Source organism: Micromonospora sp. WMMD730 (genome assembly GCF_049178955.1).
GTDB lineage: Bacteria > Actinomycetota > Actinomycetes > Mycobacteriales > Micromonosporaceae > Micromonospora > Micromonospora wenchangensis.
In genome coordinates this window covers 4,753,765-4,769,722 of sequence record NZ_JBMHML010000002.1, presented here as the reverse complement: position 1 = coordinate 4,769,722, position 15,958 = coordinate 4,753,765, and the positions used below count along the sequence as shown (strand labels likewise).

General features: G+C 73.2%; 12 protein-coding genes. All 12 read left to right on the top strand.

Annotated elements, in window-relative coordinates:
- Positions 1-1,674 precede the first annotated feature (1,674 nt).
- The 12 genes from ACN265_RS20475 to ACN265_RS20420 all read left to right on the top strand — a co-directional run bounded on the left by ACN265_RS20475 (position 1,675) and on the right by ACN265_RS20420 (position 15,873).
- Entirely contained in the window at positions 1,675-2,274 is a 600-nt protein-coding gene (locus ACN265_RS20475) for a hypothetical protein (protein ID WP_372444640.1), read from the top strand.
- A gap of 147 nt (positions 2,275-2,421) precedes the next feature.
- The gene (locus ACN265_RS20470; protein WP_088647310.1) at positions 2,422-2,883 is read left to right on the top strand and encodes a DUF948 domain-containing protein; all 462 of its coding nucleotides are present in this window, start codon (positions 2,422-2,424) and stop codon (positions 2,881-2,883) included.
- A gap of 33 nt (positions 2,884-2,916) precedes the next feature.
- Positions 2,917-3,222 carry a hypothetical protein gene (locus tag ACN265_RS20465; RefSeq protein ID WP_204927608.1) on the top strand — a complete coding sequence of 102 codons (306 nt, stop codon included), beginning with the start codon at positions 2,917-2,919 and terminating at the stop codon, positions 3,220-3,222.
- The gene (gene alaS, locus ACN265_RS20460; protein WP_421408978.1) at positions 3,219-5,897 is read left to right on the top strand and encodes an alanine--tRNA ligase; all 2,679 of its coding nucleotides are present in this window, start codon (positions 3,219-3,221) and stop codon (positions 5,895-5,897) included. Before ACN265_RS20465 ends, alaS begins: the two co-directional genes overlap by 4 nt.
- Positions 5,898-5,969: 72 nt before the next feature.
- Entirely contained in the window at positions 5,970-6,431 is a 462-nt protein-coding gene (ruvX, locus tag ACN265_RS20455) for a Holliday junction resolvase RuvX (RefSeq protein ID WP_204927606.1), read from the top strand.
- Positions 6,428-7,663 carry an endolytic transglycosylase MltG gene (gene mltG, locus ACN265_RS20450; protein ID WP_204927605.1) on the top strand — a complete coding sequence of 412 codons (1,236 nt, stop codon included), beginning with the start codon at positions 6,428-6,430 and terminating at the stop codon, positions 7,661-7,663. Before ruvX ends, mltG begins: the two co-directional genes overlap by 4 nt.
- Complete coding sequence (locus ACN265_RS20445; protein ID WP_363655012.1) at positions 7,660-8,469, top strand: shikimate dehydrogenase; 810 nt, start codon at positions 7,660-7,662, stop codon at positions 8,467-8,469. The genes mltG and ACN265_RS20445 overlap by 4 nt, the downstream gene beginning before the upstream one ends.
- Positions 8,470-8,684: 215 nt before the next feature.
- On the top strand, positions 8,685-10,193 hold the full coding sequence (locus tag ACN265_RS20440; RefSeq protein WP_420116453.1) for a family 16 glycosylhydrolase: 1,509 nt from the start codon (positions 8,685-8,687) through the stop codon (positions 10,191-10,193).
- A gap of 115 nt (positions 10,194-10,308) precedes the next feature.
- Positions 10,309-11,544 carry a hypothetical protein gene (locus tag ACN265_RS20435; RefSeq protein ID WP_421408977.1) on the top strand — a complete coding sequence of 412 codons (1,236 nt, stop codon included), beginning with the start codon at positions 10,309-10,311 and terminating at the stop codon, positions 11,542-11,544.
- A gap of 316 nt (positions 11,545-11,860) precedes the next feature.
- Positions 11,861-12,700, top strand: a complete 840-nt coding sequence (locus tag ACN265_RS20430) for a phosphatase PAP2 family protein (protein WP_204927601.1) — start codon at positions 11,861-11,863, stop codon at positions 12,698-12,700.
- Between the two features lie 87 nt (positions 12,701-12,787).
- Positions 12,788-13,732, top strand: coding sequence for a glycosyltransferase (locus ACN265_RS20425; RefSeq protein WP_204927600.1), 945 nt, complete (start codon positions 12,788-12,790; stop codon positions 13,730-13,732).
- Positions 13,733-13,974: 242 nt separating this feature from the next.
- A complete protein-coding gene (locus ACN265_RS20420) occupies positions 13,975-15,873 on the top strand; it encodes a delta-60 repeat domain-containing protein (protein WP_420116457.1) in 1,899 nt (632 codons plus the stop codon).
- The last annotated feature ends 85 nt before the right edge of the window (positions 15,874-15,958 follow it).

The following is a 15,958-nucleotide window of genomic DNA, read 5'->3' as shown; positions in this document are numbered from 1 at the left end:
CGGGCCCGCCCCGACGACGAGCCGGCCGTCCACCGCCCCGAGCCCGCGGGCGACGCACCCGTGGGTCGCCGGGCCCGCCCCGACGACGAGGAGCCGTCGGGCGGATGGCGGCACCCGGTCGGCACCGACGCCCCCGGTCCCCGGGCCCGTCCGGACGCCGACGAGGCACCGGGCCGGCGGAGCCGATCCGACGAGGGCGGGACGGCCGGCCAGCCGACGGTCCCGCCGGCGCCGGGCGACCGGCCCCGGGGCGACCGTCCGGAGCGCCCGGCCGACTGGCTGCGCCAGGCCGGGCGCACCTCGCACACCGACCCCGCCCTGCGGGTGCTGAACCGGTCGACCCCGCCGGCCGGCCGGCCGGCGGGGTCGGCGGCGGCCACCCCGGCCTCCCCGACCCGTCGGGGTGGCCCGGAGACGACAGGCGTCCCCGTCGGGCCGTCCTGGCCCGACCAGCCCGGCCCGACCCGGGCGACGGACCGGCCGAACCCGCCCGAGGGGGCTCCCGGCCGGCCGACCGGCCCCGGGCCGCAGGGGCCCGACCGTCCCGCCCGGGGTACCCACTCCGGTTCCGGTCCGTCACCGGAGCCGACCCGGGGACAGCGTCCCGGTGCCGCCGGAGCGGTGCCGGGGGATCACCGGGCCGGTGGCCCGTCTCCGGTACCCGGCAGCGCGCCGGTGCCGGGTGGCCCGCGTGCCCACGGCCCCGGCGGTCCTGACGGCCCCGGCCTCCCCGGGGGCCGGGGCACCCCGTCCGGTGGGCCCCGGACCGGTGCCACCGCGGCCGTGCCGGTGCCCGGCGTCGCGTCGGTCGCCGACGGCCCGCGTGCGGCGGCGTCCCCACCGGTGGCCCGCCCGGCCGGTGCCACCGGTCCGGACGCCGCGGCACCCACCTCCGGTGCTCCCCGGGTCGGTGTCCCGGTCCCGAACGCCCCCCGCCCGGCCGGGCCTCCCGGTGGCGGCCCCCGCCCCGATGTCCCGGGCCCGGGCGGCCCGCGGCTCGGCGAGCCCGATCCCCGGGCCCCGCGCCCCGGTGCCCCGTCGCGCGGCACCGCCCGCCCGGACACCCCGGCCACCGGCACCGCCCGTCCGGCCACCGGGGTGGCCCGTCCGGACGGCCCGGCCGCCGGTAGCGCGCGCCCGGTCACCGGCGTGGCACGTCCGGCCGCGGGTACCGCGCGTGTGGACGGCCCGGCCGGTCCGGCCGCCGGCACCGTGCGTCCGGGCGGCCCCGCCACCGGCACCGCGCGTCCACCCGTACCCGCCGACGACCCGCGTCGTGTGGCGGGACCGGAGGGTGGCCGACGGCCCGGACCTGCCGCCGATGCCGCCCCCCGGCCCGCCGGTGCGGGCGGGGTCGTCGCGGCGGCGGCGGTGGCCCGGGCCACCGCCCCGGGCGTACGGCCGGAGGAGTCCGTCGGCCGGGCGGCTCCGCCGGTGCGTCCCGCCGACCGGGCGGAGGCGGCGGGTTCCGCCGCCGTGCCACCCGCCGCCGGCCGGGTCGACGGGCCGGGTGTGGCCCGGGTGACCTCCCCGCAGGAGGCCCGGTCCGATTCCGACGGTCCGTCCGGCGGGCCGTTGCGCCCGGCCACCGGGGGCGACGCATCCGACGTCGACCCCGACGCGCCGACCGGCACCGAGCCGCGACGCCGGTCGGGGGAACGGCGTCGGCTGCGGCTGGGAGTCCTGGTGCTGGTCAGCGTGGTGCTCCTCGGGGCGCTCCCGCTCTATTTCGGGATGCGCACGTTGAGCCGGGATCCGGTCTTCGACACCCTCGACGAGTTGGGTGTGCCCGGCTGGGCGACGGCGAAGACGGTGGACAACGTCAGCGGCAGCCGCTGGTGTCTGCAGGACTGCCGGTTGCGGGAGCGCACCGTGGAGTCCGACCGGGCACCGGAGGAGACCGCCCGGGTCTACGAGCAGGCCCTGCGGACGGAGGGCTGGCGGCGGTGGGAGGTCACCCGCTGCCCGGAGCAGCCGGCCAAGGGCAGCTACACCTGCTGGCGGCGCGACGAGTTGACCCTCGACCTGTGGGTGCGGGAGCCGACCTGCGCGGCACCACAGGCGAGCGGTGACCCGGCGGTGCCGCCGGCCACCCCGGTCCCCCCCGCGGCGGGGGAGTGCACCGGCTCGTTGGTCTCGGTGAAGGTCCGTAACGCGATCGACGACGAGCGGACCCGGCCACAGCCGAGCACCGACCCGTCACTGACCGGTGAGGACCCGTTCCCGACGATTACCGATGATCCGCTCGGCGATCTGACACGCTCACCATCCTGAGCCGGTTTCCATCACGGACGGTAGGGTCTGGGGCTGGCAGGCCCGCCTGCTCCCGATGACCCCGTGCGGGTCACGCCGTGACGGCGGGGATCCGGGTCGCGTGTTCCGGGGCGTCGGGCCCCGGAACCCTGCTTGAGGAGGACTTGCGTGGATGGTGGACAGATCGCTGCGCTGATCGCGGCCGGCGCGTTCCTGATGCTGGTGCTCGTGCTGGCGGTGCCGATCCTGCGGCTGCGGCACACCGTGGACGCGACGACCCGGATGATCAACGACCTCAACGAGCAGACCGCTCCGCTGCTGGGGGACGTGAACACCACGGTGAAGAACGTCAACGTCGCCCTGGAGCAGGTGCAGACCTCCCTCGACGGGGTGAACCTCCAGCTCGCCAAGGTCGACACGATGACCAGCCACGCGCAGAACGTCACCGCCAACGTGGCGAACCTGGCCACCGTCGTCTCGGCCGCCGCGGCGAACCCGCTGGTGAAGGTGGCGGCCTTCGGGTACGGCGTCCGCCGGGCCGCGTCGGCGCGGCGGACCGCGGAGACCGAGCGTGAGGTGCGCGACACCATCAAGCAGCAGCGTCGGGCCGCCCGGCGCGGCAACCGCTGACCCCGGGCCGGCGGCGCACAGGAGGATAGGGACATGAGGCGACTTTTCTGGCTCGGTATCGGGCTGGCCGTGGGCGTGGTGGTGGTCCGCAAGGCCACCCGGACGGCCCAGGCGTACACCCCGGCGGGCATCGCCAGTGGGCTGTCCGAATCCGCTGGCGGTCTGGTCGAGTCGCTGCGTAACTTCGTGGAGGACGTACGGATCGGGATGGCCGAGCGCGAGCAGGAGATCCACGAGGCGTTCGCCCGGGGTGAGGCGTTCGACGACCAGTTCGCCGAGCTGCGGGAGGACCCGCGTATCGGTGACCGAGAGATCTTTCCGGAGGAACCCCAGCGATGAAGACGGCGGAGATCAAGCGGCGGTACCTCGCCCACTTCGAGGCGAACGGGCACACCGTGGTGCCGTCCGCTCCGCTGCCCGCCATCAGCGATCCGAACCTGCTGTTCGTCAACGCCGGCATGGTGCAGTTCGTCCCGTACTTCCTGGGGCAGCAGACCCCGGCGTACCGGCGGGCGGTGAGCGTGCAGAAGTGCCTGCGCACGCCGGACATCGACGAGGTCGGCAAGACCAGCCGGCACGGCACGTTCTTCCAGATGAACGGCAACTTCTCCTTCGGTGACTACTTCAAGGCCGGGGCGATCCCGCTGGCCTGGGACCTGGTCACCAAGTCGGTCGCCGAGGGCGGCTACGGGCTGGACGGCGAGCGGGTCTGGCCGACGGTCTACCTCGACGACGACGAGGCGTTCGAGATCTGGCGGTCGGTGGGGGTGCCGGCCGAGCGGATCGTGCGCCGGGGCAAGGCGGACAACTTCTGGTCGATGGGCATTCCCGGCCCGTGCGGCCCGTGCTCGGAGCTGTTCTACGACCGGGGCCCGGAGTACGGCCGCGAGGGTGGCCCGGCGGTCGACGAGGACCGCTACATGGAGTTCTGGAACCTGGTCTTCATGCAGTACGAGCGGGGTCCGGGCAGCGGGAAGGAGGACTTCCCGATCCTGGGCGACCTGCCGGCGCAGAACATCGACACCGGCATGGGCCTGGAGCGGATGGCCTCGATCCTGCAGGGCGTGGACAACCTCTACGAGATCGACGAGGTGCGGCCGATCCTGGACCGGGCGGCGGAGCTGACCGGCAAGCGGTACGGCGCGCACTCCGGGCACGTGGCGAGCGAGTCGCACCCGGACGACGTACGGCTGCGGGTGGTCGCCGACCACGTGCGGACCGCGCTGATGCTGATCGGCGACGGGGTGACCCCGAGCAACGAGGGGCGCGGCTACGTGCTGCGCCGGATCATGCGGCGGGCGATCCGGGCGGTGCGGTTGCTGGGCTGGCAGGAGCGGGCGTTGCCGGAGCTGCTGCCGGTGGCCCGGGACTGCATGTCCCCGTCGTACCCGGAGCTTTCGGAGGAGTTCGACCGGATCTCCCAGTACGCCTACGCCGAGGAGGACGCGTTCCTGTCCACGCTGCGGGCGGGCACGACGATCCTGGACACGGCGATCGCGGAGACCCGGTCGGCGGGGAAGCCGGCCCTGTCCGGGGAGAAGGCGTTCCAGCTGCACGACACGTACGGCTTCCCGATCGACCTGACCCTGGAGATCGCGGCCGAGCAGGGCCTGCAGGTCGACGCGGAGGGCTTCCGTCGGCTGATGGCCGACCAGCGCAGCCGGGCGAAGGCCGACGCGCAGGCCCGCAAGACCGGGCACACCGACGTGTCGGCGTACCGGTCGGTGCGCGACGACGGCGGTGAGGTGGAGTTCACCGGCTACACCGAGTTGCAGCGGGAGTCCCGGGTGCGGGCGCTGCTGCGCGGTGGCGCGACGGTGGGCGCGGCGGTCGAGGGGGAGACGGTCGAGCTGGTGCTCGACACCACCCCGTTCTATGCCGAGGGCGGCGGTCAGCAGCCCGACCAGGGGCTGATCACGGTCGGCGCCGGCCAGGTCGAGGTCTTCGACGTGCAGCAGCCGGTGCCGGGGCTGATCGTGCACCGGGCGAAGGTGGTCCGGGGCGAGGTGCGGGCCGGCGAGACCGGTTACGCCGAGATCGACGTGACCCGCCGCCGGGCGATCTCCCGGTCGCACACGGCGACCCACCTGGTGCACCAGACGATGCGCAACTTCCTCGGCGAGTCGGCGACCCAGGCGGGTTCGTTGAACGCGCCGGGCCGGCTGCGGTTCGACTTCAACACCCCGACGGGGGTGTCGCCGAGCGTGCTGCACGACGTGGAGCAGCAGGTCAACGAGGTGCTGTTGGCGGATCTGGAGGTCAACGCCTTCATCACCACCCAGCAGGAGGCGCGGCGGATCGGCGCGATGGCGCTGTTCGGCGAGAAGTACGGCGAGCGGGTCCGGGTCGTCGAGGTCGGTGACTACGCCCGGGAGCTGTGCGGCGGCACCCACGTGGCCCGGTCGGCCCAGCTCGGCCTGGTGAAGATCCTCTCCGAGGCGTCGGTGGGTTCCGGGGTGCGCCGGATCGAGGCGCTGGTCGGGATGGACGCGTTCGGCTTCCTGGCCCGTGAGCACCTGCTGGTGTCCCGGCTGGCGGAGCTGTTCCGGGTGCCCGGTGAGCAGGTCGCCGACCGGGTGGAGCAGACCGTCACCCAGCTGCGTGACGCCGAGAAGGAGCTGGAGAAGCTCCGCGCCCAGCTGGTGCTGGGCGGGGCGGCGGCGTTGGCCGGGCAGGCGAAGGACGTCCGGGGGGTGGCGTACGTCGGCACCGAGGCGCCGGAGGGCGCGGCCGGCAACGACGTGCGGACCCTGGCCCAGGAGATCCGCGGCAAGATCGATCCGGCGCGGCCGGCCGTGGTGGCGGTGGCGGCCCGATCGAACGGCAAGGCCTCCCTGGTGGTGGCCGTGAACGCGGCGGCCCGTGGGCGTGGCCTGGCGGCGAACGACCTGGTCAAGGCGGCCTTCTCCGGGCGTGGCGGAGGCAGCCCGGACGTGGCGCAGGGCGGTGGCCTGCCCGCCGCCGAGGCACCGAACCTGCTGCTCACGGTCGAGAAGACGATCGCCGACGCGTGACGGAACAGCACCCGAGCCAGGGCGGACCCGAGCTGGTCCGCCCTGGCTCGTCACCGGGGAGGGTGACCATCTGTGAGTGAGTCGTCCCGTGGGGTCCGGTTGGGCGTCGACGTCGGGCAGGTCCGGGTGGGGGTGGCCCGGTCCGATCCGCACGGCATCCTGGCCACTCCGCTGGTCACGCTGGCCCGGGACCTGACCACCGGACCGGACGCGGTGCCCAGCGACCTCGCCCAGCTCGCGCAGCTTGTCGTCGAGCACGAGGCCGTCGAGGTCGTCGTCGGCCTGCCGGTCAACCTGGCCGGTCGGCACGGCCCGGCCGCCCAGCACGTGTTGGCGTACGCGGGCCGGTTGACCGGGGTGATCGCCCCGGTTCCGGTGACCCTCACCGACGAGAGGATGTCAACTGTCGTCGCGTCTCGTAGGCTTGCCGAGCGTGGCGTCCGGGGAAAGCGCCAACGTGCGGTGGTGGATCAGGCCGCCGCGGTCGAGATCCTGCAGAGCTGGCTGGAAGCGCAGCGGAGGCGGACGGAATGATCGACGATCTGGACCTCGGGTTCGACGAGCAGGAGAGGGGGGAGAAGGGCCGGCACCGGCGCGGCTTCGTCAACCGGCGCAACGGCACGTCGGGTGGCCGCAAGTCGGGCGGCGGGCTCGGAAAGACCATCTTCGCCCTGTTCATGGCCCTGGTGCTGCTGGGTGGCATCGGCGGTGGGGCCTTCTACGGCTTCGACCGGATCCGTAACCACTTCATCACCCCGGACTTCGACGGGCCGGGCAGCGGTGAGGCGCTGGTCGACGTCAAGCAGGGCGACACCGCCACCGACATCGGCAACTCCCTGTACGACGCCGGTGTGGTCAAGAGCACCAAGGCCTTCGTCGAGGCGGCCGACGACAACGCGCTCAGCAAGAACATCCAGGTCGGCCGGTACAAGGTCAAGAAGGAGATGCGCGCCACCGACGCGCTCGCCCTGCTGCTGGACCCGAAGAGCCGGGTGGTCAACGGGGTCACCATTCCCGAGGGCATGATCACGCTGGCCATCTACGACCTGCTGGCCAAGGAGACCAAGATTCCGGTCGCCGAGTTCAAGGCCGCCGCGAAGGACCCGGTCAAGTTGGGCGTGCCGGAGTTCTGGTTCAACCGCAAGGACGGCAAGAAGGGGCCGCGCAGCCTGGAGGGCTTCCTCTTCCCGGCCACCTACGAGCTGCCGCCGAAGGCGACCGCCCCGCAGATCCTGTCGCTGATGGTGGACAAGTTCCTCGACGTGACCGGGGGGATGAAGTTCGTCGAGACGGTCGAGGCCGACCGGGGCATCTCGCCGTACGAGGCGTTGATCACCGCGTCGATCGCGCAGGCCGAGTCGGTCAACCACGAGGACATGCCGAAGGTGGCCCGGGTGATCTACAACCGGGTCTACACCGACCGCTACCACTGCAAGTGCCTGGAGATCGACAGCGCGATCAACTACTGGCTGCGGTTGCAGGGCAAGAACCCTAAGGATTCCGACATCCTCAAGCAGTCCGAGCTGAACGACCCGAGGAACCCGTACCGGACGCACGGCGCGGACGGCCTGACCATCACCCCGATCAGCAACCCCGGCGAGGACGCGCTCAAGGGCGCGATGAGCCCGCCCAACGGCACCTGGGTCTACTTCATGACCATCGACAAGAAGGGCACCATGGGCTACGGCACCACCGATGCCGACTTCCGCGAGCTGCAGCGCAAGATGTGCACCAACGGCGTGCTGAGCGGCGAGAACTGCCGGTGAGGGCGGCGGTGCTCGGCCAGCCGATCGCGCACTCCCTCTCCCCGGTGATCCACAACGCGGGTTACGCCGCCGCCGGGCTCGACGGCTGGTCGTACACCCGGATCGAGTGCGGGGCGCAGGAGCTGCCGGCGCTGGTCACCGGCCTGGGCCCGGAGTGGGCCGGGCTGTCGGTGACCATGCCGGGCAAGGAGGCGGCGCTCGCGGTGGCCGCCACCGCGTCGCCGGTCGCCGCCGCCGTCGGCGCGGCCAACACGCTGGTCCGTCGTCCCGACGGCTCGTGGTACGCCGACAACACCGACGTCACCGGCATGGTGGACGTGCTGACCGAGGCCGGGGTGCGCCCCGGTGCCACGGTGACGGTGCTCGGCGCCGGCGGCACCGCCCGTGCCGCCCTGGCCGCCGCCGCCCGGCTCGGCGCGACCACGGTGACCGTGGTGGCCCGGCGCGCGGAGGCGGTGGCGCAGTTGCGGCCGGTGGCGTCGGCGGTCGGGGTGGAGCTGGTGCCGGCCGCCTGGTCCGACGCCGCCGCGCACACCGGGGCCGACCTGGTCGTCTCCACCGTGCCCAAGGGGGTGGCCGACCCGCTCGCGGCCGGGGTCGACTGGGGACCGTCCACGGTGCTCTTCGACGCCCTGTACGACCCGTGGCCGACCCCGCTGGCGGCCTCGGCGCAGGCCGCCGGCCGGCGGGTGGTCTCCGGGCTGGATCTGCTGCTGGCCCAGGCCGTCGGCCAGTTCTCCCAGTTCACCGGGGTGCCGGCGCCGGTCGACGCGATGCGGGCGGCGTTGGCGGCGGCCCGCGGCTGACCCACCGGCAGCCGGTCGTCACCGCATCGCCGACTTTCCGGTCAATCAGGCGTAACCTCGCCGAAGCGGCATTCGTTTGCTGGCCTGCCGAAAAGCAACCCCTGTTCTCTTATTCTTTGGTTAAGTCGTGTCGCCACTCTGATTTCCGACCTGCCATATCCAGCCGTGGTGGATACGCTGCTGCCGGTAATCGTCGCCCACCCGGGGAGTGTTCCTTGAGCCGGCACGGAATCCACCGCGCACTTCCGGCCATCAGCGGTCGACGCAAGGCGGTCGTCCTCAGTGTCCTGAGCGTCACCGCAGTCGGCGGCATCACGGCCACGATGATGCCGTTGATCGCCGCCGAGGTGCCACCGATCACGCTCTCCGCCGTCGCGGACACCACTGTCACCCAGGTGCCGCAGGACGGCGACAACGGGGTCAAGACCACCCTGGCGAGCTGCCCGCAGCTGTGCGACGGCAACCGCAACGGCCAGCGCGACGCGGTGCTGGAGTTCCAGGTGCGGGGCCTGCCCGCCGACGCGGTCGACGTCAAGGCGTCGCTGCGGGTGTACGCGTGGCAGCAGTTCTCGTCCCGGGTGCGGGCCCACGCCGCCCAGGGCACCGCCGTCGGCGCCGGCCAATGGGCCTACCGACCCGCCCTCGGCCCGGTGCTCTCGGCCGTCGACCGGGTCGCCCAGGGCTACAACGAGTGGGACGTCTCCGCCGCCGTCAAGGGCAACGGCCCGGTCACCTTCGCGTTGACCCAGGAGAACTGGAACACCCGGATCTACTGGGCCTCGCGGGAGAACGCCAAGGCCGCCATCCGACCGAGCCTGGTGCTGACCTACCAGCGCAGCGACCGGACGCCGACCCGGCCGCCGGCCACCACGGCGGCACCGACCACCGCCGCCCCGTCACCGACGCGGACGTCACCGTCGCCGTCGCCGAAGCCGACGCGGACGGTCAGCCCGCCCGCGCCGACCACGGCCCCTCCGCGCCCGACGCCGACCGTGCGCCCCGGCACCGACGTGCCCGGCTGGCGGCTGGTCTGGTCCGACGAGTTCACCGGGCCCACGGTCGACCTCAAGCGGTGGAACCTGCGCGACAACGAGGGCCGCGACATCGACAAGGGCTGCAACGTCGACGACCCGGACAACACCTTCGTCGCCGACGGGGTGCTGACCCTGCGCGCCCAGCGGGAGACCGCGGTGTGCAGCTCGCAGACCCGGCAGTACACCCAGAGTTACCTGGACACCATCGGCAAGGCGTCGTTCACCTACGGCCGGTTCGAGATGCGGGCGAAGTCGCCCAACGGGCCGACCGACTCCAAGGGGCTCTGGCCGGCGTTCTGGTTGCGTCCCGACGACGGCGGCAAGGGCGAGATCGACGTGGTGGAGCTGCCCGGCGGGTCGTCCCTGCACGGGGCCGCCACCCAGGCGATCTTCTACGACTACACGCCGGTCAAGCAGGACCAACGGTGGGACTTCCCGACCGGCTACCCGGGTGACGGCTTCCACACGTACACCACGGAGTGGGAGCCGGGGGTGATCCGCTGGTACATCGACGGCCGTCAGGTCTGGCAGCGGGACCGCAGCACCACCCCGTGGTTCGACGAGGCGTTCAACAAGCCGTTCAACCTGCGGCTGAACTTCCAGGTCGGTGGCTGGCTGGGTGACCCCGACGCGGCCACCCGCTTCCCGGCCGACTTCCGGGTCGACTACGTCCGCGTCTGGCAGCGCTGAGCCGCCCGGCACGGGATACGCCGCCCGGTGGGTCACGGCCCGCCGGGCGGCGGCTTGTCCGCTGGTCCTATCGTGGCCGCGAGCGCGCGGCGGTCGGGCGGGACGGGTGGAGGGCATGACGGTGGCGACGGATCCACGGACCCGGCAGGACGGCATGGGCTGGGTGACCCGGGCCATCTTCGGTGACCCCCGGCTCTGGCTCGGCATGCCGCCCGACCCGGTGCCCGCCACCCACCGCCCGGTCGTCCGGTACGCCGTGGTGCCCTCGGTGGAGCGGGCCAGGTTCCTGCTCCCGCTCGTCTCCCGTCGGGTCGGCGCGGCGTCGACGCTGGCGTACAACGCGCTGCGTCCGCCCCGGGTGCGGGCCAACCGGCTGGCCGTCGGGATGCTGGCCGGGCTCGGGGCGACCGGGCTGGCCCGGATGCCGGTGCTGACCGTGGCGGTGCCCACCGACGCCGACCCGGCCGAGCTGCTGCTCGCCGAGCACCTGGGTCGGCTGGCGGGCCGACCGCTGCACGCCGCGATCGGCATCCGGCCGCCGGACCCGCACCACAAGCCGACGTTGCAGCTCTTCGACGACCGGGGCGTCGCCCGGGCGTACGCGAAGATCGGGTGGAACGACGCGACCCGGGCGATGGTGCGCGCGGAGGCCGCCGCGCTGCGGGATCTGCCCCGCGACGGCGGTGACTTCCCGGACGTGCCCCGGCTGCTGGACGAGGTGGGTTGGGGTGACCTGGCGGTGACCCTGGTCGAGCCGATGCCGGCCCGGGTGCGCCGCCCCCGCCATCCGCTGCGCCCGGAGGTGACCGCGATGCTGGCGGTGGCCCGGCGCGGTGGCCCGCCGTCGACACCCCGGCCGCTGCGCGGTTCGGCGTTCCTGGCCGACCTGACCGCGCGGGCCGCGACCGCCGGTGGTCCGGTGGTCGGGGCGCTGGCGGCCCTGGCCGCCCGCGACGGCGACCGGCCGGTGGAGTTCGGCCACTGGCACGGCGACTGGGTGCCGTGGAACCTCGGCCGGCACCGGGGCCGGTTGGTCGTCTGGGACTGGGAGAACAGCGGCGCCGACCGGCCGCTCGGGTTCGATCTCGCCCACCACGGGTTCCAGAGCGCCCTGTCGCTGGGTGGCCGGGACGTGGCGGGGGCGACCGGGGAGATGGTCGAGCTGTTGGGCCGGCACGGTGCGGCGTTCGGCCTGGACCCGGCGGGGTGTCAGTTCGTCGCCGACGCATATCTCGTCGAGCTGTGGTTGCGGACGGCGGAACTGGCCGCCGGCGGTGGTGGCTGGAGTGCGAAGTTGCACCCCGCGCTGCTGCACACGCTCGCCGACCGGCTGGGCACGCCCCGCCCCTGACCGGCGGTTTCCCGTGGGCTGGGACAAGTGTCGGGGTCCCGACCGGAAAAACGGCGAAAAGCCCACACTGCCGTCACCGCCGCTACCGAAGCCGCCTCACGTTCCACTAGGGTGGCCCCACTCGACGACTACCGGCCGGTGACGGCGTGGTCGGTCCGGCCCGGGACGACGTGGGGACCTCGTCCGGGGCACAGGTGTGGGGGAGGCCCGGCCGACGGCCGGCACAATCAGGGAGCACGATGGGATCGTCACGTGTCATTCAGCCCGGGGTGGACCACGCCCCGGCCACCGGCCGTGCGAGCGGTGGTGACCCCCGGTGACCATCGTCTACCTGCTGGCCGTGCTGGCGGTGCTGGTGCCGCTGCTGGTCGTTCCGGTGCTGGCGTCGCGCTGGATGTCGGCCGTCGCCACCGGCCGGACGGCCGAACGGTTCCGGATCGCCCTGGCCGGGCTGACCGCCGCGTTCGGCCGGGTGGGCGCGGCCGTGGTGGTGCTGCTGGCCGGGTGCGCGGCGGTCGTCGCCGTGTGCTGGCCGGTCGGTGAGGCGATCTCCCGGCTCGAACCCCACGTCGACCACCGGGTCTTCGACTACGTGCACGCCCACCGGGTCGGCTTCTGGGAGGACGTCAACCTGTTCATCTCCCCCATCGGCGACCGCTACCCGCTCAAGTGGGTGACCGTGGTGGCCGCGATCGGCTTCGCCATCGCCTGGCGTCGTCGCCGCTGGTGGATCCCGTTGGTGGCGATGCCGCTGCAGTTCGTCGTCGAGCAGTACACCCAGACGATCCTCGCGAAGGTCGTCGACCGGGGCCACCCGCCGACCGACCTGGGCACCTACCCCTCCGGCGGCTGCGGCCGGGTGCTGATGACCTTCGGCACCATCCTGGTGCTGGCCGCGCTGACCTGGCGGCTGCCGCGCCGGGTGCTGATCGGCCTGGTCACCGCCCTGGCCGTGCTGGCTTCGGTGGAGGGCTACACCCGCATCTACGCCGAGAAGCACTGGCTCACCGACGTGTTCGGCGGGTGGTTCTTCGGCACCCTGCTGACCGGTGTGATGGTGCTCGCCGTGCTGGTCGCCGACGGTCGGGTCCGCCGACCCGCCGCCCCGGCACCGACCACCACCACCGACGACGACCGGATGTTGACCGGCACCTGACCCGTACCCGTCCGGTGGGCGCGACCCGTTCCCGCGCCGTCCGGACCCGGCCCCCACCCCTCCTCGCACAGAAGTTGGGCCACCGACGTGACCACCCTCCTCGTCGCCTCCACCGGTGGGCACCTCGCCGAGCTGCACGACCTGCTGCCCCGGCTCGGGGTGCAGCACGACTGCGTCTGGGCGACGTTCGACTCCCCGCAGAGCCGGTCGCTGCTCGACGGGCACGAGGTCATCCACGTGCCCCCGGCGAGCACCCGCGACCCGGTGGGTGCGCTGCGCGACCTGCTGGCCGCCCGCCGGGTGCTCTGCGACGGGCGGTTCCGCCGGGTGATCAGCACCGGTGCCAGCGTCGCCATGTCGTTCTTCCTGCCCGCCGCCCGGCACGGCCTGGACTGCCACTACATCGAGAGCGCCACCCGCACCGTCGGCCCGTCGCTGACCGGCCGACTGGTCGCCCGGGTGCCCCGGACCCGGCTCTACACGCAGTACCCGGGCTGGGCGAACGGCCGGTGGCGCTACGGCGGTTCCATCTTCGACGGGTACGCCCCCGCGCCCGCCGCCCCGCGCCCGCTGTCCAAGATCGTGGTGACCCTCGGCACCCAGGACCGCTTCGGCTTCCCGCGGCTGCTGCAACGCCTGGTCGACGTGGTGCCCGCCGAGGCGGAGGTGCTCTGGCAGGTCGGCTCGACCCGGATCCCCCGGATGCCGGCCGGTGCCCGCCGGCAGGTGCCGTACGCCGAGATGCAGCAGGCCATGCGGGAGGCCGACGTGATCATCACCCACGCCGGGGTGGGGTCGGCGCTGGCCGCGATGCGCGCCGGCCACCGCGCCGTCTACGTGCCGCGCCGGGCCCGTCACGGTGAACACGTCGACGACCACCAGGTGGAGATGGCCCGGGAACTCGACCGACGCGGACTGGTGCTGGCCCGGGAGGCCGACGCGGTCACCACCGACGACCTGACCCGGGCAGCCGCCTGGACGGTGACCGCCACGGGTGTCGTCCCGGCGTTCCGGTGGGCGGAGGCGGCATGAGGCCGAGCGGGGTGGGGCGGCCCGGTGGTGGGCTCCGCCGGTCGATGCGCGATTCTCGTCCTGCGTGGGTCGTCCGGACGCGACCCGTACGACAGGACAGGGCCGAGCCGGTGGCCGACCGGACCGGTCGGTTGATGGTGGGAAATGTCCGGGCAGAGCAAGCTACGCACGATCTCACTTCATTTTTGGGGGCGCCAGTGCTTCACAGAACGTCTCGACCGGTGTGGCGGCGGTGGTTCGCCGTGCTCGCCGCACCGGTGCTCGCGGTCGGCCTCCTGGCCGCGCCCGCCCACGCGGCGGATCTCACCCCGGTAACCAGCACACTCACCTCGGCCAACCCGGCGGACAACATTCCGCACGCGCAGGACGGCGACACCAAGGCGTTCGCCGAGATCGGCAACACGGTCTACGTGGGCGGCTCCTTCACCTCGGTCAAGGCCGCCGGCGCCACCAGCTGGACCTCGCGCAACTACCTGTTCGCCTACGACCGGACCAGCGGCGCGCTCAAGGCCGACTTCAGCCCGACGCTCGACGGCGCGGTGCACGCCCTCGCCGCCAGCCCCGACGGCAAGCTGATCGTCGGTGGCGCGTTCAAGAACGTCAACGGGGTCAGCCGTAAGAACCTCGTCCAGCTCGACCCGGTGACCGGCGCGACGGTCGCCAGCTGGGTCGGCCGCAGCGACGGCGGCCTGGTCCGCCGTACCGTCGTGGTCGGCAACAAGCTCTACATCGCCGGCGCGTTCCACTGGGTCAACGGCACCGAGCACTCGCTGCTGGCCCGGCTCGACGCGACCACCGGCGCGATCGACCCGAGCTTCCAGATCGACGCCAGCGTCGCCCGCGCCAGCAGCGAGCTGGTCTGGGGCCTGGCCGTCGCCCCCGACGGCAAGACCCTGGTCGCGGTGGGCAACTTCACCGAGGTCAACGGCCAGCCCCGCAACCAGGTGGTGGTCGTCGACCTGGACGGCACCCCGACGGTCGCCAACTGGAGCACCCAGCGCTACGTGGCGCCCTGCTACAGCGGCTCGTTCCCGTTCTACGCCCGCGACGTCGACTTCTCCGACGACGGCACGTATTTCGTGATCATCGCTGACGGCGGCCGGGGCGACGGGGCGTACTGCGACGCCATCGCCCGGTTCGAGACCGCCGACCGGGGTACGGCCATGGACGCCACCTGGGTCAACTACACCGGCACCGACTCGGTGACCTCCGTCGAGGTGGCCGACAACGTGGTCTACGTCGGCGGTCACTTCCGCTGGCTGAGCAACGCCAACGGCAACGACTCGGCCGGCAGCGGCGCGATCAACCGGTTCGGGCTCGGCGCGCTGGACCCGATCAACGGCCTGCCGCTGGTCTGGAACCCGACCCGCTCGGGCGCCCCGGCGGGCACCACCACCTGGGGCCCGATCATGTGGGAGCTGTGGCGGGGCAGCACCGGCCTCTACGCCGGCTTCGACTCCGACGGCCTCGGCAACGAGTACCACGGGCGGCTGGGCCTGTTCCCGCTCGCCGGTGGCCGTACCGTCGCGGCGACCAACGCGCCGACGGCGTCCTCGGGCTACCTGTACGTCGGGACCGGCAACGGGCAGACCGCCAAGGTGTCGTTCAACGGCAGCACCGTGGGCACGCCGGTGGCCAGCGCGCAGGCGAACCTCACCGCGTCCGGCGCGTCCTTCTCGGTCGGCAACAAGCTCTACTGGTCGAAGACCGACCCGACCGCCGCCGGCGGCAGCTACCTGGGTGTGTCGATGTTCACCGGCGGCACGGTGGGCGCACCGTGGGTGAGCAGTGGCTACAACGACTGGTTCAACCCCGCCACGATGGCCGGCGCGTTCTACCTCGACGGTCGGATGTACTACACCAAGGCCGGTACCAACAAGCTGTTCTACCGGTACCTGGAGCCCGACGGCTACGTCGTCGGCTGCACCGAGTTCACCCTGCCCAGCGTGGGCCTGAACTGGGGCAACGTGCGGGGGATGGCCTGGGTCGACGGTAAGATCGTCTACGGCAACACCAACGGCTCCCTGCGGGCCGTGCCGTTCGACGAGACCGCCGTCGACGGTGCCGCCTCGGTGGAGATCGCACCGGCCGGCGGCGGCGTGGACTGGTCGAGCAAGACGCTGTTCTTCGCCACCTCCTGAGCCGCACCTGTCACGGGCGGTCCGCCGGCGTCCCGGACACCGGCGGACCGCCCGTTGCGCAAGGGGACCGGTCGGCTGTCGACCA